General features: G+C 54.0%; 23 protein-coding genes. All 23 read left to right on the forward strand.

Annotated features, from left to right (window positions below):
- The first annotated feature begins 30 nt into the window (after nt 1-30).
- The 23 genes from mreC (at nt 31) to B088_RS00420 (ending at nt 25,013) form a co-directional block, all read left to right on the forward strand.
- Nucleotides 31-894, forward strand: a complete 864-nt coding sequence (gene mreC, locus B088_RS00310) for a rod shape-determining protein MreC (protein WP_018106408.1) — start codon at nt 31-33, stop codon at nt 892-894.
- Nucleotides 891-1,418, forward strand: coding sequence for a hypothetical protein (locus B088_RS00315; RefSeq protein WP_018106409.1), 528 nt, complete (start codon nt 891-893; stop codon nt 1,416-1,418). The genes mreC and B088_RS00315 overlap by 4 nt, the downstream gene beginning before the upstream one ends.
- Complete coding sequence (mrdA, locus tag B088_RS00320; protein ID WP_018106410.1) at nt 1,415-3,256, forward strand: penicillin-binding protein 2; 1,842 nt, start codon at nt 1,415-1,417, stop codon at nt 3,254-3,256. The genes B088_RS00315 and mrdA overlap by 4 nt, the downstream gene beginning before the upstream one ends.
- Before the next feature lie 4 nt (nt 3,257-3,260).
- Nucleotides 3,261-4,739, forward strand: coding sequence for a rod shape-determining protein RodA (rodA, locus tag B088_RS00325; protein WP_018106411.1), 1,479 nt, complete (start codon nt 3,261-3,263; stop codon nt 4,737-4,739).
- Nucleotides 4,740-4,742: 3 nt separating this feature from the next.
- Entirely contained in the window at nt 4,743-6,029 is a 1,287-nt protein-coding gene (locus tag B088_RS00330; RefSeq protein ID WP_018106412.1) for an MFS transporter, read from the forward strand.
- 6 nt (nt 6,030-6,035) lie between these two features.
- Nucleotides 6,036-7,034 carry a glycoside hydrolase family 130 protein gene (locus B088_RS00335; RefSeq protein ID WP_025081440.1) on the forward strand — a complete coding sequence of 333 codons (999 nt, stop codon included), beginning with the start codon at nt 6,036-6,038 and terminating at the stop codon, nt 7,032-7,034.
- Between the two features lie 273 nt (nt 7,035-7,307).
- Complete coding sequence (gene rpsU / locus B088_RS00340; RefSeq protein WP_018106414.1) at nt 7,308-7,502, forward strand: 30S ribosomal protein S21; 195 nt, start codon at nt 7,308-7,310, stop codon at nt 7,500-7,502.
- A gap of 264 nt (nt 7,503-7,766) precedes the next feature.
- A complete protein-coding gene (locus B088_RS00345; protein WP_018106415.1) occupies nt 7,767-8,381 on the forward strand; it encodes a hypothetical protein in 615 nt (204 codons plus the stop codon).
- Nucleotides 8,382-8,387: 6 nt separating this feature from the next.
- Nucleotides 8,388-9,302 (forward strand): DUF2764 family protein, encoded by a 915-nt coding sequence (locus tag B088_RS00350; protein WP_018106416.1) that lies wholly within the window; start codon nt 8,388-8,390, stop codon nt 9,300-9,302.
- Nucleotides 9,303-9,338: 36 nt separating this feature from the next.
- Nucleotides 9,339-11,132, forward strand: coding sequence for a V-type ATP synthase subunit A (locus B088_RS00355; RefSeq protein WP_018106417.1), 1,794 nt, complete (start codon nt 9,339-9,341; stop codon nt 11,130-11,132).
- 13 nt (nt 11,133-11,145) lie between these two features.
- Nucleotides 11,146-12,501, forward strand: coding sequence for a V-type ATP synthase subunit B (locus B088_RS00360; protein ID WP_018106418.1), 1,356 nt, complete (start codon nt 11,146-11,148; stop codon nt 12,499-12,501).
- A 22-nt stretch (nt 12,502-12,523) separates the two neighbouring features.
- The gene (locus B088_RS00365; RefSeq protein WP_018106419.1) at nt 12,524-13,168 is read left to right on the forward strand and encodes a V-type ATP synthase subunit D; all 645 of its coding nucleotides are present in this window, start codon (nt 12,524-12,526) and stop codon (nt 13,166-13,168) included.
- Between the two features lie 8 nt (nt 13,169-13,176).
- Nucleotides 13,177-15,021, forward strand: a complete 1,845-nt coding sequence (locus B088_RS00370) for a V-type ATP synthase subunit I (RefSeq protein ID WP_155802224.1) — start codon at nt 13,177-13,179, stop codon at nt 15,019-15,021.
- Between the two features lie 49 nt (nt 15,022-15,070).
- Nucleotides 15,071-15,520, forward strand: coding sequence for an ATPase (locus tag B088_RS00375; protein ID WP_025081441.1), 450 nt, complete (start codon nt 15,071-15,073; stop codon nt 15,518-15,520).
- A gap of 311 nt (nt 15,521-15,831) precedes the next feature.
- Complete coding sequence (nspC, locus tag B088_RS00380; RefSeq protein ID WP_018106422.1) at nt 15,832-16,986, forward strand: carboxynorspermidine decarboxylase; 1,155 nt, start codon at nt 15,832-15,834, stop codon at nt 16,984-16,986.
- Between the two features lie 12 nt (nt 16,987-16,998).
- Nucleotides 16,999-17,958 (forward strand): signal recognition particle-docking protein FtsY, encoded by a 960-nt coding sequence (gene ftsY, locus B088_RS00385; RefSeq protein WP_018106423.1) that lies wholly within the window; start codon nt 16,999-17,001, stop codon nt 17,956-17,958.
- Between the two features lie 11 nt (nt 17,959-17,969).
- Nucleotides 17,970-19,271 (forward strand): 30S ribosomal protein S12 methylthiotransferase RimO, encoded by a 1,302-nt coding sequence (gene rimO, locus B088_RS00390; RefSeq protein ID WP_025081442.1) that lies wholly within the window; start codon nt 17,970-17,972, stop codon nt 19,269-19,271.
- A gap of 140 nt (nt 19,272-19,411) precedes the next feature.
- Nucleotides 19,412-20,410 (forward strand): AAA family ATPase, encoded by a 999-nt coding sequence (locus tag B088_RS00395; protein WP_026170401.1) that lies wholly within the window; start codon nt 19,412-19,414, stop codon nt 20,408-20,410.
- An 11-nt stretch (nt 20,411-20,421) separates the two neighbouring features.
- On the forward strand, nt 20,422-21,294 hold the full coding sequence (locus B088_RS00400; protein WP_018106426.1) for a DUF58 domain-containing protein: 873 nt from the start codon (nt 20,422-20,424) through the stop codon (nt 21,292-21,294).
- 14 nt (nt 21,295-21,308) lie between these two features.
- A complete protein-coding gene (locus B088_RS00405; protein WP_155802226.1) occupies nt 21,309-22,301 on the forward strand; it encodes a hypothetical protein in 993 nt (330 codons plus the stop codon).
- Nucleotides 22,298-23,278 carry a vWA domain-containing protein gene (locus B088_RS00410; protein WP_018106428.1) on the forward strand — a complete coding sequence of 327 codons (981 nt, stop codon included), beginning with the start codon at nt 22,298-22,300 and terminating at the stop codon, nt 23,276-23,278. The genes B088_RS00405 and B088_RS00410 overlap by 4 nt, the downstream gene beginning before the upstream one ends.
- Before the next feature lie 12 nt (nt 23,279-23,290).
- Nucleotides 23,291-24,325 (forward strand): vWA domain-containing protein, encoded by a 1,035-nt coding sequence (locus tag B088_RS00415; RefSeq protein ID WP_018106429.1) that lies wholly within the window; start codon nt 23,291-23,293, stop codon nt 24,323-24,325.
- Entirely contained in the window at nt 24,312-25,013 is a 702-nt protein-coding gene (locus tag B088_RS00420; protein WP_018106430.1) for a tetratricopeptide repeat protein, read from the forward strand. Before B088_RS00415 ends, B088_RS00420 begins: the two co-directional genes overlap by 14 nt.
- The last annotated feature ends 6 nt before the right edge of the window (nt 25,014-25,019 follow it).

The raw sequence follows: 25,019 nt of genomic DNA on the forward strand, positions 1-25,019 counted from the left end.
GGCGGGGTCCTTCTCAAGTCATACGTCTTAATGGATCGCCTCATCGAATTTCTCCGGTCCAAGAGACATCTTCTGATCTTCCTACTCCTGGAGGTGATCGCTCTCGCGCTTCTCTTCAGTGGTAGTAGGTACCGATCTAGTGTCATACTGAGCTCTGCCAACGACCTCACCGGCAGGGTGATGGAGACGGCACAGACCATACGTGCGTACACCGGCCTGGAGGAGGCTAATGTGGAGCTGCTCCATAGGAATGCTCAGCTGGAGCGGGAGGTGCTACGGCTACACAATCAGCTGGAGCGACTCTCGGTCGACTCTCTCTCATGGCAGCGTCTGGGACGTGACACCCTGGAGAGACCCTTTCCCTACCACTACATAGTGGGCAGGGTCGTGGGGATGGTTCTCTTCGACAAGAGTAATTACTTGACACTCGATATCGGCAAGCTTGATGGCGTTGCGGTGGACATGGGAGTCGTTAGTACAGATGGGGTGGTCGGTATTGTGCAGGCGGTGAGCGACCACTACTCGAGAGTTGTGCCGGTAATCAATAGTACCTTTGGGGTGAGTTGTAAGGTGGAGGATTCTGACTTCGTCAGCGTGCTGAAGTGGGACGGTCAGGACATTGATCACTCGCTGCTGACTAATATCCCCAAGCATCAGTCTCTGGAGCCGGGGCGATCTGTATTTACGAGCGGGTTCTCGGCCTCTTTCCCCTCCGGTCTGTCCATCGGCACCATAGTCGGTCCCGGGAAGTCGCCTGATGACAGCTTCTTTGCTTATCGGGTGAAGCTATCTACTCGCTTTGCCGATCTCAAGTATGTGTACGTCCTGCAGTATGAAAATCGTCAGGAGCGAACTGCCGTCGAAGAACCTGTCACCGATAGACGATCCGTATGAGTAAGTACACCCTGAGGCTTGGGATCCTAACCCTCGTGCTGTTGCTCCTGCAGGTGGTGCTCTTCAATCATCTCCTGCTCTTCCAGTACTTCCTGCCGATCCTTTATCTTTACCCGCTCTTCAAGATGCCATATCGCACGGAACCGTGGGTGCTGACGCTTGTCGCTGCCTGCATTGGACTCTTTATCGACCTGATGATGAATACTCCGGGACTCAACATGGCCTCTTCTGCTCTGACGCTTTACCTGCGTCCGAAGCTTCTTGGAGGGTTAGTGGACAAGGATGATCTAGATAATGCGGACGAAGAGAATCCGCTTATCACTCCTCGCTTAATGGGTGCCGGTGCTTATCTTCTCTTCATCCTAACGCTCACGTTGGTACAGATCAGTGCAATATTCCTCCTTGAGTTCTTTTCCACAGGACTATTGGTTCACACATTACCGTACATAGGCGGATCCGTTATGATAACGGTGCTGCTCTTTATGATCTTTGATGCACTCTTTATGCCGCGTAAGAGGGGATGAGTAGGTCGCGGAGTCGGTATAGTGAGCGCAGCTATATCATCATTGGGGTGGTGACGCTGGTGGTGATCGTCTATGTGGCGAGGCTCTTCTACGTCCAGGTCCTCTCGCCGGAGTATAAGCTCGCAGCGGAGAATATCGCCTTCTATCACCGGACCCTGTACCCATCACGAGGACTGATGCGAGATCGCAACGATAGTCTTGTCGTCTATAATACTGCAACAGCAGATGCGAAGATCATCATGCGTCAGATGGAGGACTTCGATAGTCTTGCCTTTTGCCATATACTGGACATCGATCTCCAGGACTTTCGTGATCGGCTGGAGCAGGTAAAGGATCGGGAGTCCAATAGAGGCTATTCGCCCTTTGTCCCGCAGACTCTCTTCTCTCAGATTACCTCAGTCGAGGCGGGTCTGCTGGAGGAGCAGCTCTACAAGTTTCCCGGTCTCCTCATTGAGCATCACACCTCACGGGCCTATCGATATACGGCAGGGGCACTTCTGTTGGGGAATATCGGCGAAGTGGGTCCCGGGGATATCAAGCGAGACCCCTACTACACACCCGGTGACTACGCCGGTACAACCGGACTGGAAAAGAGCTATGAGCGCTTCCTGAGAGGAAATAAAGGGACGTCAATCCTCCTGAGGGATGTACACGGACGGGTGCAGGGTCAGTACGAGGAGGGAAAGTATGATCAAGAGCTCACCTCAGGGCATGATCTGAAGCTCAGCATTGATATCAAGCTACAGGCTTATGGCGAGAAGCTGATGCAAGGAAAGAGTGGGGCGATCGTTATGATCGAGCCAAACTCCGGGGAAGTGCTAGCACTGGTTTCCTCACCATCGTTTGACCCTGCACGCCTTGTTGGTAAGGAGCGAGGTCGAAACTATCAGCAGTTAGTCACCGATCCAAGTAAGCCGCTATACAATCGTGCGACGCAGGCGGCTTATCCTCCGGGATCAACATTCAAGACAGTACAAGCGGCAGCTTATCTACAGGAGGGGTGTATCACTCCGGGGACGATGTACTCTTGCTATCGTGGATACCCGCTCTTGAGAGGACGTCCTCGCTGCCACGGGCACGGCTCGCCGCTAGATCTCAGACACGCTATCGCTACCTCATGTAACGCCTATTTCTGCTGGGGCTTGCGCGCATTCCTCGACGACCGGTCGCGTTATGCTACCGTGGAAGAAGCTTTTGATCACTGGAGAGACTACATTGTCAAGATGGGCTTCGGACATAAGACCGGAGTCGATCTCCCCGGAGAAAGCCGTGGCTATATCCCAAACTCTGAGGTCTATGACAAGATCCACAATGGTCGCTGGACCTCCAGCTCTATAGTCTCCATCTCGATCGGACAGGGCGAGATCCTCGCTACACCCATGCAGATTGCCAACTTCGGAGCTATCGTTGCCAATAGAGGGCATTACTATACCCCACACTTGGTGAAGGAGATCAATGGTATGCCGCAGGACTCTCTCTACGTCGAACGTATGGAGACAGGGATCCGATCTGAGTATTTCCAAGTGATTGCTGAGGGCATGCGTATGGCGGTGACAGGGGGAACTTGTCGCAAGGCAAACCTCTCCGATTATGCTATCTGCGGCAAGACAGGGACAGCTGAGAATCCTCATGGAAAGGATCACTCTCTCTTCCTCGGATTTGGACCCATGGAGTCCCCCAAGGTCTCCATTGCTGTCATGGTGGAGAATGGGGGCTTCGGTGCCACCTACGCCGTCCCGATAGGTCGTCTCATGCTGGACTACTATCTCCATGGTGACTCTATTACACCATCGTCTACCAGTTACGAGAAGGCGATGCTATCCACTGTAATCCGATAACGATATGGCCGCAAGATACTCATCCGGAGGCACCATGGGGCTGCGACACCGAGCGGATTGGTTGACAATCCTTCTCTACCTGATACTGGTAGCGATCGGCTGGCTGGCAATATACGCTGCCGATGGGACCTATACGATTACTGACACTTCTTTCAGCATCGAGGGAAGGGCACTCTCTCAATTGGTCTGGATCGGAATCTCCCTATCTGCCGCCATCGCGATACTTCTCATCGACACCTTTTTCCTAAAGCAGTCCGCTCCGGTCCTCTACTTCATGATGATCGGTCTGCTGATCCTGACGATCTTTATCGCACCGGACATTAAGGGATCCCGTTCGTGGATAGTGGTTACCGAGTCGGTGAGACTGCAGCCGGCAGAGTTCTCCAAGCTCACCACCGCCCTAATGCTGGCGTGGTGGATGTCGAAGTACAACTTCAGCCTGGAGCGGACGAGGGACTTGGCAGTGGCTTGTGCGATTATCATTGCACCGATGCTGGTCATTATCATGCAGTCAGAGACCGGCTCTGCACTCGTCTACGCTTCATTCATCATCATCCTTTATCGGGAGGGTCTCAGCAGTGCAGTACCCCTCTTCGGCGTCTTCTGTGCTCTTCTTTTTATCCTTGAGCTAAGGTTTTCCGAAGTGATGTGGGGAGTCACCTCCGCCGGGCGGCTTATCGTGATGCTGATGATCTATACTGCAGTGGTACTATCAGCCCAGGCATACTGCGATCTGAGTCGAGCTTGGTTGCCAGGTCTGGTGATCGCTCCCGGGCTGATGCTCGCAGCCGCCATTATCTCTATCTGGGCCCCTGTAGACTTCTCCATCTTCGCCGTCCTGTCACTACTGTTCCTCCTTGCCTGGGTGGTACTGCAGGTGTACAATCATCGCGGGAGACATATCGGTCTCCTGATCGCCTTTGTGGTGGTCAGCATCGTGATGTATGCCGGCGTGGATTACTTCTTTGACAACATCCTCCAGCCTCATCAGCAGACCCGAATCCTTGTCTCTCTGGGGCTAAAGGATGATCCGGCCGGGGCGGGGTACAACGTTCACCAGAGCCTCATCGCAATCGGTTCCGGTGGCCTTACCGGCAAGGGCTTCCTGCAGGGGACACAGACCAAGCTCTCCTATGTGCCTGAGCAGACTACGGACTTTATCTTCTGTACCATTGGAGAGGAGGAAGGTTTCATTGGTTGCTTAGTCGTCTTACTGCTCTTCCTTGCTCTGATCTGCCGCCTTATCTACATTGCAGAGCGTCAGCCGGACACCTTTGCCAGAGTCTACGGCTATTCAGTTGCCTCCATACTCTTCTTCCACCTCTTGGTAAATGTAGGTATGGTGATCGGTCTCGTCCCCGTGATCGGTATTCCTCTCCCCTACATCAGCTACGGAGGATCGTCTCTGCTGAGCTTTACTCTCCTCCTCTTTGTCCTCCTGCGACTGGACGCCTCACGTATGCCCGTCTCCACGCTGCGATAAGATATGAAGAGTAACGCCACCAATCTCAATCCTATCTCCTGGGTCTCCACAGTCTACTTCGCCATGGGACTACCTATGGTGATGCTCTCGGATGTCTCGCTGCTGCTCTTCAAGGACATGGGCATTCCCGACAAGGAGATCACCTTCTGGGCCTCCCTCCTGATCCTGCCATGGAGCCTGAAGCCCTTCTTCAGTCCGGTGATGGAGCTCTTCGGGAGCAAGCGGCAGTACGTATTCATCTCCGAGATCATTTCGGCACTGATGCTGGGTCTGATTGCCGCGTCACTTGGCTTAGAGGAGTCCTTCCCCCTCCTGCTCCTCCTAATGGCAGTGATGGCTCTGTCAGGATCGGTGCACGATATAGCCGGGGACGGGATCTACATGGAGGCACTCACTCCGACACTTCAGAGTAAGTTTGTCGGGTGGCAGGGTGCCTTCTACAACATTGCTAAGGTGCTGGCCAAAGGGGGACTGGTCTACCTCGTGGGCTACCTCACGAACTCCATCGGTCTTGTCCGCTCCTGGCAGAGTATGATAGTGGTGGCTGGTGCGCTGATGCTCCTGCTTGGTCTGTGGCACATGGCCGTGCTACCCCGCAATCAGACTCCTGTGGTGGATGAGAAGCGATCTGTCAGAGAGACTCTACAGGGGGTGTGGGAGATCTTTGTCAGTTTCTTTGATAAAAAGCACATCTGGTTTTACCTGCTTTTTATTTTCCTCTACCGCTTCACTGAGGGCTTGGCTATCAAGGTCGCACCTCTCTTTCTGAAGGCCGACTCTGACCTCGGCGGACTGGGTATGACAAATTCGGACTTTGGTCTCATCTATGGGACGCTCGGGACGATAGCCTTCATCGGAGGAAGCATCCTAGCCGGCTACTATATTGGCCACTATGGACTTCGGAAGGTCCTCTTCACCCTCGCCTTGATCTTCAATCTCCCCTTCATCATCTTTTTCCTCCTCGCCTTCTTCCGCCCCACCAGTCTGGTGTGGCCGGCGGTTGGGATTGTGGTGGAGCAGTTTGGCTACGGATTCGGATTCGTCGGACTGACGCTCTTCATGATGCAGCAGGTGGCACCCGGACCTCATCGCATGGCGCACTATGCCATCGCTAATAGCCTGATGAACCTTAGCTATATGATTCCCGGACTGGTCAGTGGCACGCTCAGCGATGCGGTGGGGTATAGTACCTTCTTCCTTATCGCTGTCCTTGTGTCGATCCCGGGGCTGATATGTGCAAAAGTGGTACCTTTCTCCTACGATGAGAATGGAAACAAACTTACTAACTAAATGAATATGGAATCAATCAAGATCGCCGGGAGACCTCTCCCCAATATGCCGTGGGAGGATCGTCCTCAGGGATGCAATGCCCCGCTATGGAGATATAGCAAGAATCCCATAATTGGTCGGCACGAGACCCTGACAAGCAACAGTATATTCAATAGTGCCGTCGTCCCGTTCAGGGACGGATTTGCCGGTGTCTTCCGGTGCGACGACACCAATCGGAGGATGCGTCTCCACGTGGGGTTTAGCCGGGATGGGCTCTCCTGGGACATCTCTCCTGATAAGATAGACTTCCGGTGCGACATCCCCGAGGTGGGGGAGTGGGTCTATGGCTACGACCCTCGAGTGACAGAGATCGATGGTCGCTACTATGTCTCGTGGTGCAATGGCTACTATGGACCTACCATCGGAGTGGCGTGGACGGAGGACTTCGATACATTTCACCAGCTGGAGAATGCATTTCTGCCGTTTAATCGCAATGGCGTCTTCTTCCCTCGTAAGATCAATGGTCGCTACGCTATGCTGAGTCGTCCGAGTGACAACGGTCATACTGCCTTTGGAGACATATTTTACAGCGAGTCGCCGGATCTCGAGTTCTGGGGACACCACCGACACGTGATGGCACCGGCGGACTTCGAGGTAAGTGCCTGGCAGTGTCTCAAGATCGGTGCAGGACCCATCCCCATCGAGACCTCGGAGGGCTGGCTGCTCATCTACCATGGTGTGCTCAGGAGCGCCAATGGATATGTATACGCTTTCGGCTCTGCTCTCCTTGATAAGGATCAGCCTTGGAAGGTGACTGCACGGAGTGGGGCATACCTTATCTCTCCGCAGGAGCTTTATGAGTGTGTCGGGGATGTCCCCAATGTCTGCTTCCCCTGTGCAGCTATTCATGATCCGGATAGCGGACGGATAGCCGTCTACTACGGATGTGCCGACTCCGTCACGGGTCTCGCCTTTGGCTATATACCGGAGATTATTGACTTTACTCGGAGGACAAACATTCTGTAGTAAAGAGTAAGGAGGTTTCTGATCGGAGAGAGATCCTGTCCATCTGCGTCGATTCTATTACCGGTATTAGTTGCGACTAATGTCGGTATTAGTATTCGCTATTACCGGTAATAGATTTCTCTAATACCGATATTAGTTTGGAGCCTCTTTGTGACTCACGATGGCAGAGTGTGTCAAATCAGGGGAATAGTATTGGGAAACCCGATTAAATAGGTTACCTTTGCAGGCGAAACGGGGACGTATGGATCCCCGTGGACATTGAAATATATCTATATGATCATTGTACCAGTAAGCCAGGGCGAGAATATCGAGCGCGCCCTGAAGAGATTCAAGAGGAAGTTTGACCGCACAGGCACCATGCGCCGTCTGCGCGATAATCGCAACTTCCGCAAGCCATCCGACGTTCGCCGTCGTAAGATGGAGAAGGCTCGCTACGTGGAGAATATGCGTAGAGAGATGATGGAGTGATACTTGCCTATCACACGAGGTGAGTAGACCATGTAGAATATAATATAGCACTGAGGAGGTGTAAAGTATAGAGAGACAGCGGTAAGTTACCGTTGTCTCTCATTTTTCTTAGCTCGGCCGGGATAATATCTTGGATAATTGAGCTTTTGTATTGGGATTAGGCTTCTCTTAATGGGAAATATTTGTAAGTTTGCTAACATTATGCGTGGAGTTGTCCACGTAGAGTATGAAAATCAGTTAAGCAACTATATCGAGTGAGTTTGTATGGACGACAAAGTACAAGAGCTGGCGAGTAAGATCTATAAGGATGGCATCGCCAAGGCTGACTCTCGCGCAGAGGAGATCGTAGCAGCAGCAGAGGAGAAGAGAGACAAGATCCTTGCTGAGGCAGAGGCCAAGGCTAAGGAGATTTTATCCAGAGCAGAGAGCGAGGTGGCCGGCCTCCGTGAGCGCTCCCTTAGGGAGCTTCAGCTCTCGGCTGATCGTGCCGCTGATGCGCTGAGGACGGAGATCGGTGATATGATCAATGACCGTGCCGTCAGCAAGGGGATTGACCAGGCATTTGCCGATCCTGAGAGACTCTACGATGTAGTGCTGAGACTATGCCAGAAGCTTTTCGACGAGGGAAGCAATAGCGTCACCGTATCTACTGAGGATGGTGAGGCTCTCCGTAAGTACTTTATGAACCATGCCGCCGGGATCCTTGAGAAGGGACTTGAGATCAAGAGTGTCCAGGGTAGGGCAGCCTCTTTTGCCATCGCCCCTGCCGATAAGGGCTACGAGGTCGTGGTAAGCAAGGAGGCTCTGACGGAGTACTTCAAGGACTTTATGCGTCCTCAGCTTCGGGAGGCTCTCTTTACGACACCTGACAAGGAGTGATCCTCTATGGCTGAGTATTATGCCTTAGGAGCAGGTCTGCCGACACTGAGACCGGAGATAGGGAAAAATCCTCCGCTTACTCCCTGGGAGTATGTGGAGACTCTGCGCGGGCAGCTTAGCCGCAGAGACAACCAGCTCCTGGATCTTCTGCTCCTCAGTGAGGACAATAGGGCACTGGTAGCACTGCTCTACGATCGACCGATCCCCGACCCACAGACTCCATACGTGGTGGGACAGGATGAGCTGCGCAGATTGATCACCGCCGCGGAGAGAGGTATGGTTACCTCTGAGATGGTAGGCGAGGAGCTGCACTTTGATCCGAAGACCTATCCCTCCTACCTGGTGGACTTTATGTATGAGTATCGCCACGATCAGGAGATCGACCGCCCGGCAGAGCACTTCTATGAGGATATCTTAGATAATTATTACTTCCGCTACGTTATGGAGCGGGGGGATAAGTTTGTCCGCACCTGGGTTCGCTTCGATCGATCCATTCGCCTTGTGCTGGCAGCCATCACTATCAAGCGTCACGACCTCGACGCTCGTAGGCTGATCGTCGGGGATAGTGACCTGGTGCGTCTTCTGAGGAGTGGCAACTGGCACGATATCACTTTCCTCGAGGAGGGAGAGGTGGTGCAGCAAGTGCTGCAGATATCAGAGGAGCAGGATCTCTCTGTGAGGGAGCATCGGATAGATCAGCTCAAGTGGGATTACTTAGACAGTCTCACCTTTGCTGACACATTCTCCATAGATACCATGCTCGCCTATCTGCTCAAGCTGCAGATGCTGAGCCGCTGGAGCTCGCTCGACGCAGAGATGGGCAAGAGTCGCTTCAGGGAGATTATGGATCAGCTCAATCACGAGAGTCGGTCTGACCTGGAGAAGTTTCGGGCAGAGGCCAAGAAACATAACCGTCTCTAAGCTTTGGGATAGACAATAATAAAAAACGATATATAGATGAAAACTACAGGTAAGGTGGTAGGGTTGGTCTCCAACCTGGTGACTGTAGAGGTAGATGGTCCGGTCGCACAGAATGAGATCTGCTTCGTCATCCTCGATGATGGCTCGGAGCTGATGTCTGAGGTCATCAAGATCGAGGGGATCTTGGTGGATGTGCAGGTCTATGAGAGTACTCGTGGGCTGAAGATCGGTGATCAGGTCCGATTTGAGCAACATATGCTCGAGGTGACCCTCGGTCCGGGACTGCTCTCTAAGAACTTTGATGGTCTCCAGAATGATCTGGATAAGATGACCGGACTCTTCCTCAAGCGTGGAGAGTATACTGATCCGCTTGATCGGGATAAGAAGTGGGACTACGAGCCGACTGCTAAGGTAGGCGACACTGTCGAGGCCGGATCCTGGATTGGTCTTGTGGAGGAGAATCACCAGCCCCATAGGATTATGGTTCCCTTTACATTCAAGGGCACGTATACGGTGAAGAAGCTCACGCCCAAGGGACAATATACTGTGGACGACGAGATGGCTGTGCTGACGGACGAGAGTGGGGTGGATCACTCCATCACCATGACTCAGAAGTGGCCGGTCCGTCAGTCCGTACCCTGCTACGTAGATAAGCCAAGACCCTTTAAGCTACTGGAGACAGGGATCCGCTGTATCGATATCTCCAATCCTATGGTAGAGGGTGGTACCGGGTTTATCCCCGGGGCCTTTGGTACCGGTAAGACGGTCCTCCAACACGCCATTTCGGAGCAGGCCGAGGCGGATATCGTGATTATGGCTGCGTGCGGTGAGCGAGCCAATGAGGTGGTCGAGATCTTCAAGGAATTCCCCGAGCTCGAGGATCCTCATACAGGTCGCAAGCTGATGGAGCGCACGATCATCATCGCCAATACCTCCAATATGCCGGTGTCGGCTCGTGAGGCCTCAGTCTACACCGCTATGACGATCGCCGAGTACTACCGAACGATGGGTCTGAAGGTGCTGCTGATGGCCGACTCCACTTCTCGCTGGGCTCAGGCACTCCGTGAGATGTCCAATCGTATGGAGGAGCTGCCTGGACCCGATGCCTTCCCTATGGACCTCTCGGCTACTATTTCTGCCTTCTATGCACGTGCCGGCTATGTCCACCTGAAGAATGGCAAGACCGGATCGATCACCTTCATCGGTACTGTTTCTCCTGCCGGTGGTAACCTTAAGGAGCCGGTGACGGAGAATACTCAGAAGGTGGCACGCTGCTTCTACGCTCTCCAGCAGGATCGCGCAGACAAGAAGCGCTACCCGGCAGTCAATCCTATCGACTCTTACTCGAAGTATCTGGAGTACCCGGAGTTTCAGAAGTATGTTGCTGAGGCTGCGTCTCCTGACTGGCTGGAGATGGTTGGCCAGATCAAGCAACGTATGCGTCAGGGACTCGAGATCGCTGAGCAGATCAATATCCTCGGTGATGACGGTGTGCCTGTGGACTACCACGTCACATTCTGGAAGTCGGAGCTGATCGACTTCGTCATTCTACAGCAGGATGCCTTTGACGCCATCGATGCTATGTGTCCTCTGGAGCGTCAGCAGGAGATGCTGGCTCTAGTGATAGACATCTGCGAGAGTGACCTTGCATTTGAGGACTTCAATGAGGTCTCCGTCTTTTTCAAGGAGCTGATTAACGAGCTGAGGCAGATGAATTACTCCGAGTTCCGTAGCGAGGACTACAATAAGTATCGCGAGCGGGCTAAGAAGATGGTGGAGACACGTCTGGCGGACAAGTCCCGCGCTGTACAGGAAACGGCTAACGCCTAAGGGTAGACTGATTATGACTAAGAAAGCATTCCAAAAGATATACACCCACATCTCCGACATCACCAAGGCAACCTGCTCTCTGCGTGCTACCGGTGTGGGTAACGATGAGCTCGCTCTCATCGATGGTCGTGTGGCTCAGGTCGTCCGACTCGAGGACGATGTGGTGACGCTGCAGGTCTTCTCCGGCACGGAAGGCATCCCGACTAATGCCGAGGTGACTTTCCTCGGTAAAGCTCCCGCCCTAAAGGTGGGCAACTCTCTCACCGGACGCTTCATGAATGCGTACGGAGAGCCTATCGATGACGGTCCGATCGTTGAGGGCGAGGAGGTAGAGATCGGAGGACCGTCCGTGAATCCGGTCCGTCGTGAGCAGCCCTCAGAGCTCATTACGACCGGTATCTCAGGTATCGACCTCAATAACACTCTCGTGACGGGACAGAAGATTCCCTTCTTTGCTGACCCGGATCAGCCCTACAATGAGGTGATGGCAACCGTGGCGATGCGCGCTGAGTCCGACAAGATCATCCTTGGCGGTATGGGACTGACGAATGACGACTACCTCTACTTCCGCAATACCTTTGCAGAGGCAGGCGCACTCGATCGTATTGTCTCCTTTATCAATACCACTGAGGACTCGTCCATCGAGCGGGTACTGATCCCTCATATGGCTCTCACAGCAGCGGAGTACTTCGCTGTGGAGAAGAATGAGAAGGTGCTTGTCCTCCTAACGGATATGACCAACTACGCTGATGCGCTGGCCATTGTCTCCAATAAGATGGACCAGATCCCCTCTAAGGACTCTATGCCCGGCTCCCTCTACTCCGACCTTGCGAAGGTCTATGAGAAGGCTGCCCAGTTCCCCTCCGGCGGCTCCATCACTATCATCGCCGTGACGACGCTCTCGGGTGGAGACATCACCCACGCAGTTCCGGATAACACCGGATACATTACCGAGGGACAGCTCTATCTCCGCACCGACAGCACTATTGGCAAGGTGATCGTAGACCCCTTCCGCTCACTCTCTCGACTGAAGCAGCAGGTGATCGGGAAGAAGACCCGCGAGGATCACCCACAGGTGATGAATGCCGGAGTTCGTCTCTTCGCCGATGCGTCCAATGCTCAGACCAAGCTGGAGAACGGATTTGACCTCACTGACTACGACGAGCGTACGCTCGACTTCGCCAAGGAGTATGCCAATGACCTCCTCGCCATCGACGTCAATATCAATACCACAGAGATGCTCGATACGGCATGGCGCCTTTTCGCTCGGCACTTTACACCTGCCGAGGTGGCGATCAAGCAGTCTCTTGTCGACAAGTACTGGCCACAGGATGTAGAGATGGTCGGTCACTCCGAGGAGGAAGAGTAATCCCGGTGAGTATGACTGAGGTATGGCTGTAAAGTTTCAATACAACAAGACCTCCCTCCAGAGGCAGAAAAAGGATCTCCAGCTCCGAGAACGGATCCTCCCTACGATCAAGAGTAAGGAGAGTGCGCTTCGTCTCGAGGTACGACGGGTCAAGAAAGAAGTCGAGGATCTCGAGGCTCAGGTAGAGCAGAGCATTGAGAACTTTGACACCATGACCGCTCTCTGGAGTGAGTTTGATCCCTCTCTCGTCCGAGTGGAGGACGTTCATCTCGAGACCCGTAAGGTGGCCGGTATTCCCGTACCGGTGCTGGGAGAGGTAGACTTTGAGGTGCGCCCGTTTAGTCTCCTCAATACCCCCTCCTGGTACATGGAGGGCACCCAGCTGATCAAGGATCTCGCGACAGTGGGCATCCAGGCAGAGGTCGGACGTCTGGAGCTGGACATCCTGCAGCATGCCAGACGTAAGACGACGCAGAAGGTCAACCTCTTCGAGAAAGTTCAGATCCCCGGTCTAAAGGAGGCGATCCTGAAGATCAAGCGCTATCTCGAGGATGAAGAATCGCTCTCCAAGGCGTCTCAGAAGATCATGCGTGCTCATCTCGATGAGGAGAAGGAGAAGCGCCGTAACGCCATGGAGGCAGAATCAGAAAAGGAAGCAATAGTATGATAGAGACGATGAATAAGTACTCGTTTCTGGTCTTTGAGCCGGAGTACGAGGCGTTCCTACAGAAATTGCGCTCCTTAGGCGTGATCCATGTCCGACAGAATAAGGATCCCAACGAGCTCGACCGCATCAGAGAGGTAAAGGCTCGACAGGACGAGTTGGCCGATCTGCGTAAGAGCCTCGGCTTCCTCATGGACCAGCATCCCTTACAGAAGGATCAGACCCCTGAGGATATCCGTCACATAGACTTCCCTCAGGATACCCTGACGGACTACGCCACATATCGGAGCCAGATCAGTGACCTTGACTCTCGTATCAAGGAAAAGTCGAGGATCCTCTCTGACCTAAAGTCCCAGGAGCATGAGCTCTCATACTGGGGCGACTTCGACCCGACTCTGATCTCTAAGCTGAGGGCTAAGGGGGTCCATATGACCTTCTGGACTGTCCTCTCTCAGAGGTACAATAAGGAGTGGGAGGAGCTCTACCACGCACAGATTATCCAGACTGCCGGTCGCTCCACCTACTTCGTCACCATCACCTCCGAGGACGAGCCGGAGCCTGAGCTCGAGTTTGCCGAGCAGGTTCATCTACCCGACCGATCTATTAGTTCGCTTAGGGTTGAGAGACAGAGTGTGGAGGAGGACCTGAAGCTCCTGACAGACTCCAAGCTCTATCTCGCTTATCACGATCAGATACTTGACCGGCAGGAGGCCCGTCTCGCCGATACCTACCAGATGGACAATGCCTACTATCAGGCGGATCGCCTCTATGACGACCGACTGATGGTGCTGGAGGGCTATGTCCCCGCCAAGCAGGATGCCGCCATGCAGGCAGCGCTCTCAGAGGAGGGGATCGCCTATGTCCAGGAGGAAATTGTCCATGGGGAGAATGTGCCCATCAAGCTCTCCAATAATCGCTACGCCAGGGCCTTTGAGCCTCTGGTAAAGATGTTCTCGCTCCCTAATTACTGGGAGTTTGACCCGACGCCCTTCATTGCGCCCTTCTTCATGCTCTTCTTCGGAATGTGCTCTGGGGATGCAGGATATGGGCTGGTGGTGCTGATCCTGGCAACGATCTTTAAGCGCAAGGTGGGCGAGAGTGCCAAGATGTACCTCGAGCTCTTCCAGTGGCTCGGTGGAGCCAGTGTGGTAATGGGATTCCTTGCTGGTACCTTCTTTGGCATCTCACTCGTCGAGGTTCCCTTCCTCAGTTCGATCAAGGACTTCTTCCTCTCGTCGGATAACCTGATGGTGATCTCCCTGGCACTGGGACTTGTCCAAATCCTATTTGCAAAGTATGTGGCAGCCTTCAAGGTGAGACACCAGAGCGGCACTCGCGCCTCGCTCGCCAGCTTTGCCTGGCCGACTATGGTGATCTTCATCGGACTTGTGGTTGGATTGCCCGCCCTCAGCATTCAGCTACCACAGTGGCTTGAGTACGCTCTCTGGGGTGTCGTGGGGCTCTGTGTCTTCGCAGTCTTCTTCCTCAATTCTCCGGGCAAGAACGTCTTTGTCAATCTTGGTAAAGGACTGTGGGATACCTACAATACCGCGTCAGGGCTTCTCGGAGATACGCTCTCCTATATCCGCCTCTTCGCCATCGGTCTGACGGGCGGTATCCTCGGTGGGGTCTTCAATACCCTCACTGAGACCGTCACCGCCTCTATGCCCATCTGGGCAGCGATCCCGGTAGGACTGCTGATTCTCGCCTTTGGTCACGGACTCAATTTCTGCCTAACGATGATCAGCTCGCTTGTCCACCCAGTCCGACTGACCTATGTGGAGTACTTCAATAACTCCGAGTACGAGGGCGGGGGCACACCTTACTCTCCGATCGAGGAGAAGGTCTCCAAGTGATATATTATTCTTGACAAAACAATAACAAACTCAATAAGTAAATCAATTTATGTCTACTACACTTCTAATGGCCTACCTGGGTATCGCACTGATGGTCGGTCTCGCCGGTATCGGTAGCTGCTATGGTCTCTCCTCCTGCGGTATCACCGCTATCGGGGCTATGCGCAAGGATCCCTCCAAGATGGGTCAGTACATTGGTCTCTCGGCCCTTCCCTCCTCCCAGGGTCTCTATGGATTTGTGGGCTGGTACTTCGCCAGTCAGCATATCGCTGCCGATATGTCTGTACTCTCAGCCACAGCTATCCTCCTCTGTGGTCTGCTCCTCGGGTCGGTAGGTCTCCTCTCTGCTATCAAGCAGGGCAAGGTGCTCGCACACGGTATCGCTGCTACCGCTGATGGTCACAATGTATTTGCCATCTCCATGGTCGAGGCGGTCTTCCCCGAGCTCTACGCGATCCTGGCGCTCCTCGTTACCCTCCTGACCATGTTCTCTCTCTGATATGTAGAGACTAATATAGACTCACAAAAGGATGTGTCCTGTAGCGGGATGCATCCTTTTTTTTGTTCCGATATCAAGATTGTCGTGGTCCTAGAGCATAGTCTATACACCAGTTTGAAAACCAATAGATAGCGATGGCTCGTTTCTAACTCCGGTAATGGACTTATCTATTACCGGTATTAGTGAGGACTAATACCGACTATAGTGATCACTAATACCGATATTAGTCTGAGGGCACCGCCTCATGGTCCTAATGCGTGTGCTCTGCAGTACAAAATGGTATGAGCATAAGAAATTGGTACCTTTGAGAAATGAACGAAAGATATCACAGCATACCCTCTCCCTCCTATGTGATGGAGGAGACGCTCCTGAGGCGCAATCTGGAGCTGATACGGCGCGTGTCGGTCGAGGCGGACGTGGAGATCATACTGGCCTTTAAGGCCTTTGCTCTCTGGAAGACCTTCCCGATATTTAGGGAGTATATCAGTGGCACCACTGCCAGCTCCCTCTCGGAGGCACGACTGGGCTACGAGGAGATGGGAGCACTGACCCATACTTATGCTCCGGTCTATCGTCCGGATGAGATGGAGGAGATCCTTCGCTGCAGCAGCCATATCACCTTCAATTCTCTCTCGCAATTTGACCGCTGGTATCCCACGGTACGTGACTATGCGGGACATCCGATCAGCTGTGGACTCAGGCTTAATCCTGAGTACAGCGAGATCGAGACCGACCTCTACAATCCCGCCTCACCAGACTCGAGACTGGGCGTACCGCTCGCTGACCTGCCGGACGAACTGCCGGTCGGCATCGAGGGGATCCACATTCACTCGCACTGCGAGGACGACTCGCACACCTTTGCGCGCTCGCTGAGCGTGATCGAGGAGAAGTTTGGACGCTACCTCGAGCGAGCTAAGTGGGTTAATTTTGGGGGCGGTCACCTGATGACGCGAAAGGACTATGACGTGGAGCTGCTGATACAGCTTCTCACAGACTTCCACCGGCGCTATCCTCACCTGCGGGTGCTCCTGGAGCCGGGGAGTGCCTTTGCTTGGCAGACAGGACCTCTCATCACCACGATACTTGACCGGGTGACCCATGGTGGTGTCACCACGCTGATGATCGATGCCTCCTTCTCCTGCCATATGCCCGACTGTCTCGAGATGCCCTACCAGCCGGCCATTCGGGGAGCCTCCATAACGCGTGACGAGGAGCATACCTATGGACCTTATCGGGTGGGTGGCAATAGTTGTCTCAGCGGAGACGTGATGGGCGACTGGTACCTCGACCATGAGCCTGAGGTGGGGGAGCGGCTGATCTTCGAGGACATGATACACTACACTACGGTGAAGACGACCATGTTCAATGGCATCTCTCACCCCTCTATTTACCTACTCCACAGCGATGGTACGCCGGAGCTGCTGCGAGCCTACGGTTATGAGGATTACAAGACAAGAATGGATTAAAGATATAGAGCGATGGGATTTTTTGGATTATTCTCTAAGAAAAAGAAAGAGACACTGGACACCGGTCTGGAGAAGACGAAGCAGAGTTTCTTCGACAAACTCTCTCACTCCGTGGCGGGTAAGTCCAAGGTGGATGACGAGGTACTCGATAAGCTCGAGGAGATACTCATCACCAGTGACGTGGGTGTGGAGACGACGCTGAAGATCATTGACCGGATCGAGAAGCGTGTCGCTCAGGATAAGTATGTCGGCACCGGGGAACTCAATCGGCTGCTGAAGGAAGAGATCGCAGCGCTCTTGGCTGAGAACGGGACGGAGGATGGTACCTCCTTCGACCTCTCCAAGCAGGTCAAGCCCTACGTGATCCTCGTCGTCGGGGTCAATGGCGTGGGCAAAACCACCACCGTCGGTAAGCTTGCCTATCAGTATAATAGTGAGGGGCTCAACGTGGTGCTGGGGGCAGCGGACACCTTCCGCGCCGCCGCCATCGAGCAACTGGAGATCTGGGGAGAGCGTGTCGGTGTCCCGGTCATCAAGCAGAAGATGGGCTCCGACCCGGCCTCAGTCGCCTACGACACCGTCGAGCACGGCAAGGCGAATGGAGCAGACGTGATCATCATCGACACCGCCGGGAGGCTCCACAACAGGGTGGGGCTGATGAATGAGCTCTCGAAGATCCGCAAAGTGGTGCAGAAGGTTCATCCGGAGGCGCCGCAGGAGATCCTGCTGGTGCTGGACGGATCCACCGGGCAGAATGCCTTCGAGCAGGCCAAGCAATTTACCGAGGCGACCGACGTTAATACCCTCGCCATCACGAAACTGGATGGCACTGCCAAGGGAGGGGTGGTGATCGGCATTTCGGACCAATTCAAGATCCCGGTCAAGTATATCGGTCTCGGTGAGCAGATGACCGACCTGCAACTTTTCAATAGGGAAGAGTTCGTGGACTCCCTCTTCGATGGCTCACTCTGACAGCTCAGCTTATGCGGAAGAATAGGGTAGACGTCATCACTATGGGCTGCTCCAAGAACCTGATCGACTCGGAGCGGCTTATGAGACAGTTTGCAGAGAGTGGCTATACGGTTCGTCATAATCCCGACAAGGTAGAGGGCGAGATCGTGGTGGTCAATACCTGCGGCTTCATCGAGAGTGCCAAGAAAGAGAGCATCGACATGATCCTCGAGGTGGTCTCCGGTAAGTCCTCGGGGCAGGTGGGGCAGGTCTATGTGATGGGCTGTCTTAGTGAGCGATACCGGGAGGAGCTGAGAGAGGCTATCCCGGAGCTGGATGGGATCTATGGGAAGTTTGACTGGAAGGATCTGATCACTCACCTTGGGAAGGCATACCATAGCACGGTCGCCGACTCACGCCTGACGACCACGCCGGATCACTATGCTTTCCTGAAGATTGCGGAGGGCTGTAGTCGGCAGTGCGCTTACTGTGCCATTCCCATCATTACCGGCAGGCATGTCTCCCGACCGGAGGAGGAGATCCTCGAGGAGGTAAGGGGGCTGGCTGCCTCGAGAGTGAAGGAGCTCTTAGTCATCGCACAGGATCTTACCTACTACGGACGGGATCTCTATGGAGAGCCACGACTGCCTGAGCTGATCGAGAAGATCTGCCGGGTCGACGGAATCGAGTGGGTGAGGCTTCACTATGGCTATCCGGCACAGTTCCCGATGGATCTCCTGAGGGTGATGCGCGAGCAGCCCAAGGTCTGCAAGTACCTCGATATTGCCCTGCAGCACGCTTCCGACCATATGCTACGAGTGATGCGACGGGGAGTGACCCGTCAGGAGACGGAGGAGCTCCTACGACGTATGCGCGAGGAGGTTCCCGATATTGCGATCCGGACCACCTTGATGGTCGGGCACCCGGAGGAGACAGATGAGGATTTTGAGGAGCTGATGGACTTCGTTCGCGAGCAGCGATTTGAGCGAATGGGTGCCTTTATGTACTCCCACGAGGAGGGGACCTATGACTACCGACACTACAGCGACAATGTCCCGCAGGAGGTCAAGGAGGAGCGCTATGACCGCCTGATGACCCTGCAGCAGGAGATCGCCATAGAGACAGCGGAGTCGATGGTGGGCAAGACGCTCAGAGTACTGGTTGACCGAGAGGAGGAGGGACACTATATCGGTCGGACAGAGTACGACTCGCCTGATGTGGATCCTGAGGTAATCCTCACGGGAGAAGCTAGTGTGGGGGAGTTCTGTCAGGTGCGTATCACCGGCACCGCCGACTATGATCTCATCGGTGAGGTGCTGAGCTCAGAGTCCTGACCATAAGGACACCGACCGTACTGTCTGAGACAGCTCGTTAAGTAAGATTATTAGTTGTTTCGGCAGGGGTTGGGGCGAAATCGGTATCTTTGTAACTGTGTGAGGGGGAGGCTCAGGTAGACATTGCATTAGAATTAGAAATGGAACAACCAAGCGTAGATATTAGGGCACTGACGGAGATGATCGAGCGGGAGAGCGGTTTTCTCACCCTCATTGATGAGGGGATGAATCGTGTCATCGTTGGGCAAAAGCATCTTCGGGAATCGCTTCTCATAGGATTACTTGCTGACGGACACATCCTCCTGGAGGGTGTCCCCGGACTGGCGAAGACCCTTGCGATCAAGACTCTTGCGGAGCTTATTGACTCCGACTTTAGCCGGATCCAGTTCACTCCCGACCTTCTCCCGGCTGACGTCATCGGTACTCAGATCTACAGTCAGCGGTCTGAGACCTTCAGCGTGAAGAAGGGACCGATATTCGCCAACTTTGTCCTTGCCGATGAGATAAATCGTGCGCCTGCCAAGGTGCAGAGTGCGCTGCTCGAGGCGATGCAGGAGCGTCAGGTGACGATCGCTGACCAGACCTTTGAGCTGCCACGCCCCTTCCTCGTCATGGCGACTCAAAACCCGATCGACCAGGAGGGAACCTACTCACTGCCGGAGGCTCAGAGCGACCGCTTTATGCTCAAGGTGCTGGTAGGATACCCCACGAAGGAGGAGGAGAGCCGTATCGTGACGGAGCAGATCAAGGCTACTCCGGCCGAAGTTCGCCCCGTGGTCTCCGGTGATCAGATCCTCAAGGCTCGGGAGATCGTGCATCAGGTCTACCTCGATGAGAAGATCAATAAGTATATCATCGATATCGTCTTTGCCTCCCGCTTCCCGGGCGATGCCGGGCTGGATAGCCTTAGGGGGATGATCAGCTATGGTGCTTCGCCCCGTGCTTCGATCAATTTGGCACTCGCGTCAAGAGCCTACGCCTTTATCAAGCATCGCGGCTTCGTCATTCCGGAGGATGTGCGTGCTGTCTGTCACGATGTGATGCGTCACCGTATCGGTCTCAGCTACGAGGCTGAGGCGGAGAATCTCAAGACGGATGAGGTGATCACTGAGATACTCAATAAGGTACAGGTGCCCTGAGCGGAGAGGTGATGGATACACAGGAGTTGCTCAAGAGACTCCGTAGGATCGAGATTAAGTCGAGTCGTCTGTCGGAGGATATCTTCTCCGGTGCGTATCGCTCAGCCTTCAAGGGACGAGGAATGTCCTTTAGCGAGGTGAGAGAGTACCAGCCGGGGGATGATGTCCGAGATATCGACTGGAATGTCACCGCACGCTATGCCCGTCCGTACGTCAAGGTCTACGAGGAGGAGCGAGAGCTTACTATGATCCTGCTCGTGGATATCTCGCGGAGTGAGCACTTCGGTACCGTGGGTATGACAAAGCGGCAGAGAGTGGCGGAGATCGCAGGCACGCTCGCCTTTAGTACCATAAAGAATAACGATAATGTCGGCGTGATCTTCTACTCCGATCGGGTGGAGAAGTATATACCCCCCTCCAAGGGTCACAAGCATGTGCTGACAATCCTCTCGGAGATCCTCTCTATCGAGCCTGAGGGGTCGGGAACGGATATCTCGGTGGCTCTTCGCTTTGCTCACAATGTGCAGCGAAAGAGCTGCACCCTCTTTCTCCTCTCCGACTTTATCGACGGAAGCGACTATGCTAAGACTCTGGCAGTGGTGCGCAATAAGCACGACCTACTCGCTATGCAGGTCTACGATCCCCATGAGGCGGAGTTGCCGATGGTCGGACTGCTACGCGTCAGGGATGCGGAGACAGGCGAGGTGCGTGTGATCGATAGCTCATCCAAGTCCGTCCGGAAGCAGTATCGTGAATACTGGCAGGAGCTCTCCGCCAAGCTGAGGGAGACCTTCAGTAAGTACAATATCGGATATGCGAGCGTGTCGACCTCGGAGGACTATGTGCCGAGACTGCAGCGACTCTTTACTCACCCTCGGATCTGATGACTGATATAGATATGAATTATCGCCTCTGCCACATCCGGCTTGCCATTATCCTTCTGTTCACCTGTGTGTGCGGAAACGGGTTTGCGCAGGATGAGACGCGTGTGATTCCGAAGCTGGAGCCGACGAAGATCCTGATCGGTGAGCAGACCACTCTTAGTGTGAGTGTCGTCGCACCAGCGGATAGGGAGGTTCAGCTCGCTCTGCCTGCAGACACTTTGGTCTCCGGGGTGGAGATCTTGGGTGTTGCCACCGGAGATACGACGATGATCAGTGACCGCCTGCGTCAGATCGTCTACGAGGTGACTCTTACTTCGTTTGACTCCGCATCGTATACTCTCGAGCATATTGTGGCGATGATTGCTGATCAGCCTGTGGGGTCACAGGATCAGCCGATCCTAATGGTCGGAACTGTCCCTGTGGACCTCGAGCATCCGGATGAGATCAAGGATATCAAGCCCCAGTGGCTGGCAGACTTTGTCCTCTGGGACTATCTCTACTACGCTGCACTGTTTTACGCTATTCTGAGTCTTATTGCCTTGCTCTTCATGTCGATTGCTTACCTCATAAGTCGGCGAAAGAAGGGAATTGTAACCGAGTCTGCCGTTGCCCAGGAGCCACTCCGTGATCCCTACGAGGAAGCGGTGGAGGAGCTGGCGAAGCTCAAGGACGAGAAGCTCTGGGAGAGCGATCAGGTGAAGGAGTACTATACCGAGATGTCAGATATTTTGCGTCGCTACCTCAAGCGGGTCTATGGCTTCGAGACGGGTGAGAAGACCTCGTCAGAGATCCTGGACCTCTTTCGCTCTCACATCGGCCGTGAGCGGATGTACGATGACCTGAGTCGCATCCTGACAACTGCCGATCTGGCGAAGTTTGCCAAGTACCGACCGGAGATGGGGGAGAATGTGGGTCTCCTGAGTGCCTCTCGAGCTTTTGTCGAGGAGCATAGACCGAAGGTGGAGACTAAGGAGGACGATAAGGATAAGAAAGAGGAAGAATTATGACTTTTGCACATCCTTGGGCTTTTCTTCTCCTGCTGCTTCTGCCGCTTTTTGTCTACCTGTACATACGTAGGCAGAAGCGTCCGGCTACTTTTACTCTGAGCACAGCCAATGCCTTCCGAGGTATGCGTCGCAGCTTGCGATCACGCCTCACCTGGATCCCATTTGCCCTGCTGCTCATCGCTTACTCGTGTATGGTGACGGCGCTTGCCCGACCGCAGAGCTTCAGCAACAAGTCGTCAAGTGAGACAGAAGGTATCAATATTATGATGTCTCTGGATATCTCAGGAAGTATGCTTGCTCGGGACCTGCAACCTAATCGTGTGGAGGCAGCGAAGGCAGTGGCAAGTGAATTCATCTCCTCTCGTGAGCATGATAACATTGGCTTAGTGATCTTTGCCGGAGAGAGCTTTACTCAGTGTCCGCTCACTACAGACCACGCCATCCTACTCAGTCTCCTCAGTCAAGTAGATATAGGACTGCTGGAAGACGGGACGGCAATCGGTGACGGTCTCGCCACCGCAGTGAGCCGGCTGAAGGACCAGAAGGGTGATAGTAAGGTGGTGATCCTCCTAACCGATGGAACCAACAATGCCGGAACCATCGACCCCATGACGGCAGCTGAGATCGCGAAGAGCTTTGGGATCCGAGTCTACACTATCGCCGTCGGCACGATGGGGCAGGCACCCTATCCCGTGATGACGGACTTCGGTATCGAGTATCAGATGATGCCGGTGGAGATCGATGAGAGCTCCCTCCGGACCATCGCTGAGACCACCGGCGGTAGTTTCTTCAGAGCTACGGACAACTCGAGCTTGGAGGAGATCTACGACCAGATCGATCAGATGGAGAAGATCAAGCTGGAGGTACATAACTATACGGAGAAGTCCGAGCACTTTATGCCGTGGCTCTGTGCCGCCTTGCTTTGCTTATTTGGGGCGATCCTGCTGAGGACGACAGTCTTCCGTACGATGCCGTGATAAACTGAGGATATGCGATTTTTACACCCCTATATACTGCTTTTGCTCGTGCCTCTCGCGCTCCTCTTGGTGTGGGCATTCCTGAGGATTAGGAGGGACAAGAAAAAGCTGAAGAACTTTGGCGAGACAGAGCTGGTCCGTCAGCTGATGCCCGATCTCTCTCTGAGACGTAAGTTGACGAAGGACATTTTACTCATCGTTTCCGGAATGCTCATCGTAGTGGCGCTTGCCCGCCCACAGGTGGGATCAAAGCCGGAGAAGGTAAAGCTGGAGGGCATCGAGATGATCGTCGCTCTCGACCTCTCTAATTCGATGCTTGCCAAGGATGTTACCCCGAGTCGTCTCACGTTAGCCAAGAACATTGTGTCTCGTATGACGGACGAGTTGGCTAATAACAAGATCGGTCTGATCTACTTCGCCGGGGAAGCCTACATTCAGCTACCTATCACGTCGGACTTTGTCTCCGCCAAGATGTTTCTTCAGTCTGCTGATCCAAGTTTAATAGCAGCTCAGGGGACAGTCATAGGCGATGCGATAAAGCTGGCGACCCGAGGCTTTTCATCGGACAAGGAGGTGAAGAAAGCGCTGGTGCTGATCACCGATGCGGAGAATCTTGATGGCGATGTGGAGGAGGTGCTCCAGACCGCTAAGGAGAAGGGGATCCTTATCTCCGTCCTCGGTGTCGGCACAGAGGAGGGTGCTCCGATCCCGATGGGCAATGGTGAGTATCTGACGGACGAAGAGGGCAAGGTGGTTGTTACTCGCCTTAATCAGCAGCTCGCTAAGCAAATTGCTGAGACTGCTGATGGGGTCTATATCCATGCCAAGGACGTCTCGGGAGCTGTCCGACTGCTCAAGAAGAGCCTCGACAGACTGCAGAAGTCTGATATGAGTACCACCGTCTACCGATCCTATGCGGATGTCTATTACTACTTCCTGATCCCTGCGCTGCTCTTACTCTTAGTCGATCTGCTGATGCTGGACCATAAGAATAGGCTCCTGAGGCGGTTTAATATCTTTGACATAAAGCGTGATGATGAGAAGTAAGTACTTGCTGTCGATCTTCTTTGCCTCTCTCTTCTGTCTCCCTCTCTGGGGACAGAAGCAAGTGCGGGACCTAACCCGTAGCGGCAATAAGCTCTATCGCTCCAAGGAGTACTCCAAGGCTGAGATAGACTACCGCAAGGCTCTTGAGGTCAATAAGAGCGACCGCACCACGATATTCAACCTGGCCAATGTCCTCTACCGAACCGATCGAGGGGAGGAGGCCGGCAAGCTCTACCAGTCTCTCACTCCGCACCTCTCCTTATTCTCGTCCACAGAGGCGGCCGATCTGACCCACAACGCCGGCAACACCGCTTTCCGTGCTAAGCAGCTGGAGCAGGCGATTGAGTACTACAAGGAGTCGCTTCGTCGGCGACCCTCTGACGAGGACACTCGCTACAACCTCGCTCTCGCTCAGAAGCTACTGGACGAGCAGAAAAAGAATGGCGGTGGTGGTCAGGATCAGAAGCAAGATCAGGATAAGGATCAGAAAAAAGACCAGCAGCAAGATCAGCAAAAGGATCAGAAGAAAGATCAGCAGCCGCAACCTCAGCAGCCCAACCAAGATCAGATGTCCCAAGAGACTGCCAATAGGATCCTCCAGGCTCTCCAGAAGGATGAGAAGAATACCCGGCAGAAGCTGGAGCAGGCTCAGCAGCAGAGAGGGCGCAGTCGTCGTAAGAATTGGTAATCCATT

Origin of the sequence: Porphyromonas bennonis DSM 23058 = JCM 16335 (assembly GCF_000375645.1) — a bacterium.
Taxonomy (GTDB): Bacteria; Bacteroidota; Bacteroidia; order Bacteroidales; family Porphyromonadaceae; genus Porphyromonas_A; species Porphyromonas_A bennonis.

Coding starts and splice junctions, on each gene's coding strand:
- mreC (WP_018106408.1), top strand. CDS start 31: ATGGATCGCCTCATCGAATTTCTCCGGTCCAAGAGACATCTTCTGATC.
- B088_RS00405 (WP_155802226.1), top strand. CDS start 21,309: ATGAATTATCGCCTCTGCCACATCCGGCTTGCCATTATCCTTCTGTTC.
- B088_RS00415 (WP_018106429.1), top strand. CDS start 23,291: ATGCGATTTTTACACCCCTATATACTGCTTTTGCTCGTGCCTCTCGCG.
- B088_RS00330 (WP_018106412.1), top strand. CDS start 4,743: ATGAAGAGTAACGCCACCAATCTCAATCCTATCTCCTGGGTCTCCACA.
- B088_RS00345 (WP_018106415.1), top strand. CDS start 7,767: ATGGACGACAAAGTACAAGAGCTGGCGAGTAAGATCTATAAGGATGGC.
- B088_RS00420 (WP_018106430.1), top strand. CDS start 24,312: ATGATGAGAAGTAAGTACTTGCTGTCGATCTTCTTTGCCTCTCTCTTC.
- B088_RS00370 (WP_155802224.1), top strand. CDS start 13,177: ATGAATAAGTACTCGTTTCTGGTCTTTGAGCCGGAGTACGAGGCGTTC.
- B088_RS00360 (WP_018106418.1), top strand. CDS start 11,146: ATGACTAAGAAAGCATTCCAAAAGATATACACCCACATCTCCGACATC.
- B088_RS00350 (WP_018106416.1), top strand. CDS start 8,388: ATGGCTGAGTATTATGCCTTAGGAGCAGGTCTGCCGACACTGAGACCG.
- B088_RS00315 (WP_018106409.1), top strand. CDS start 891: ATGAGTAAGTACACCCTGAGGCTTGGGATCCTAACCCTCGTGCTGTTG.
- B088_RS00395 (WP_026170401.1), top strand. CDS start 19,412: ATGGAACAACCAAGCGTAGATATTAGGGCACTGACGGAGATGATCGAG.
- ftsY (WP_018106423.1), top strand. CDS start 16,999: ATGGGATTTTTTGGATTATTCTCTAAGAAAAAGAAAGAGACACTGGAC.
- rodA (WP_018106411.1), top strand. CDS start 3,261: ATGGCCGCAAGATACTCATCCGGAGGCACCATGGGGCTGCGACACCGA.
- B088_RS00375 (WP_025081441.1), top strand. CDS start 15,071: ATGTCTACTACACTTCTAATGGCCTACCTGGGTATCGCACTGATGGTC.
- rimO (WP_025081442.1), top strand. CDS start 17,970: ATGCGGAAGAATAGGGTAGACGTCATCACTATGGGCTGCTCCAAGAAC.
- rpsU (WP_018106414.1), top strand. CDS start 7,308: ATGATCATTGTACCAGTAAGCCAGGGCGAGAATATCGAGCGCGCCCTG.
- B088_RS00335 (WP_025081440.1), top strand. CDS start 6,036: ATGGAATCAATCAAGATCGCCGGGAGACCTCTCCCCAATATGCCGTGG.
- B088_RS00410 (WP_018106428.1), top strand. CDS start 22,298: ATGACTTTTGCACATCCTTGGGCTTTTCTTCTCCTGCTGCTTCTGCCG.
- B088_RS00365 (WP_018106419.1), top strand. CDS start 12,524: ATGGCTGTAAAGTTTCAATACAACAAGACCTCCCTCCAGAGGCAGAAA.
- B088_RS00400 (WP_018106426.1), top strand. CDS start 20,422: ATGGATACACAGGAGTTGCTCAAGAGACTCCGTAGGATCGAGATTAAG.
- B088_RS00355 (WP_018106417.1), top strand. CDS start 9,339: ATGAAAACTACAGGTAAGGTGGTAGGGTTGGTCTCCAACCTGGTGACT.
- mrdA (WP_018106410.1), top strand. CDS start 1,415: ATGAGTAGGTCGCGGAGTCGGTATAGTGAGCGCAGCTATATCATCATT.
- nspC (WP_018106422.1), top strand. CDS start 15,832: ATGAACGAAAGATATCACAGCATACCCTCTCCCTCCTATGTGATGGAG.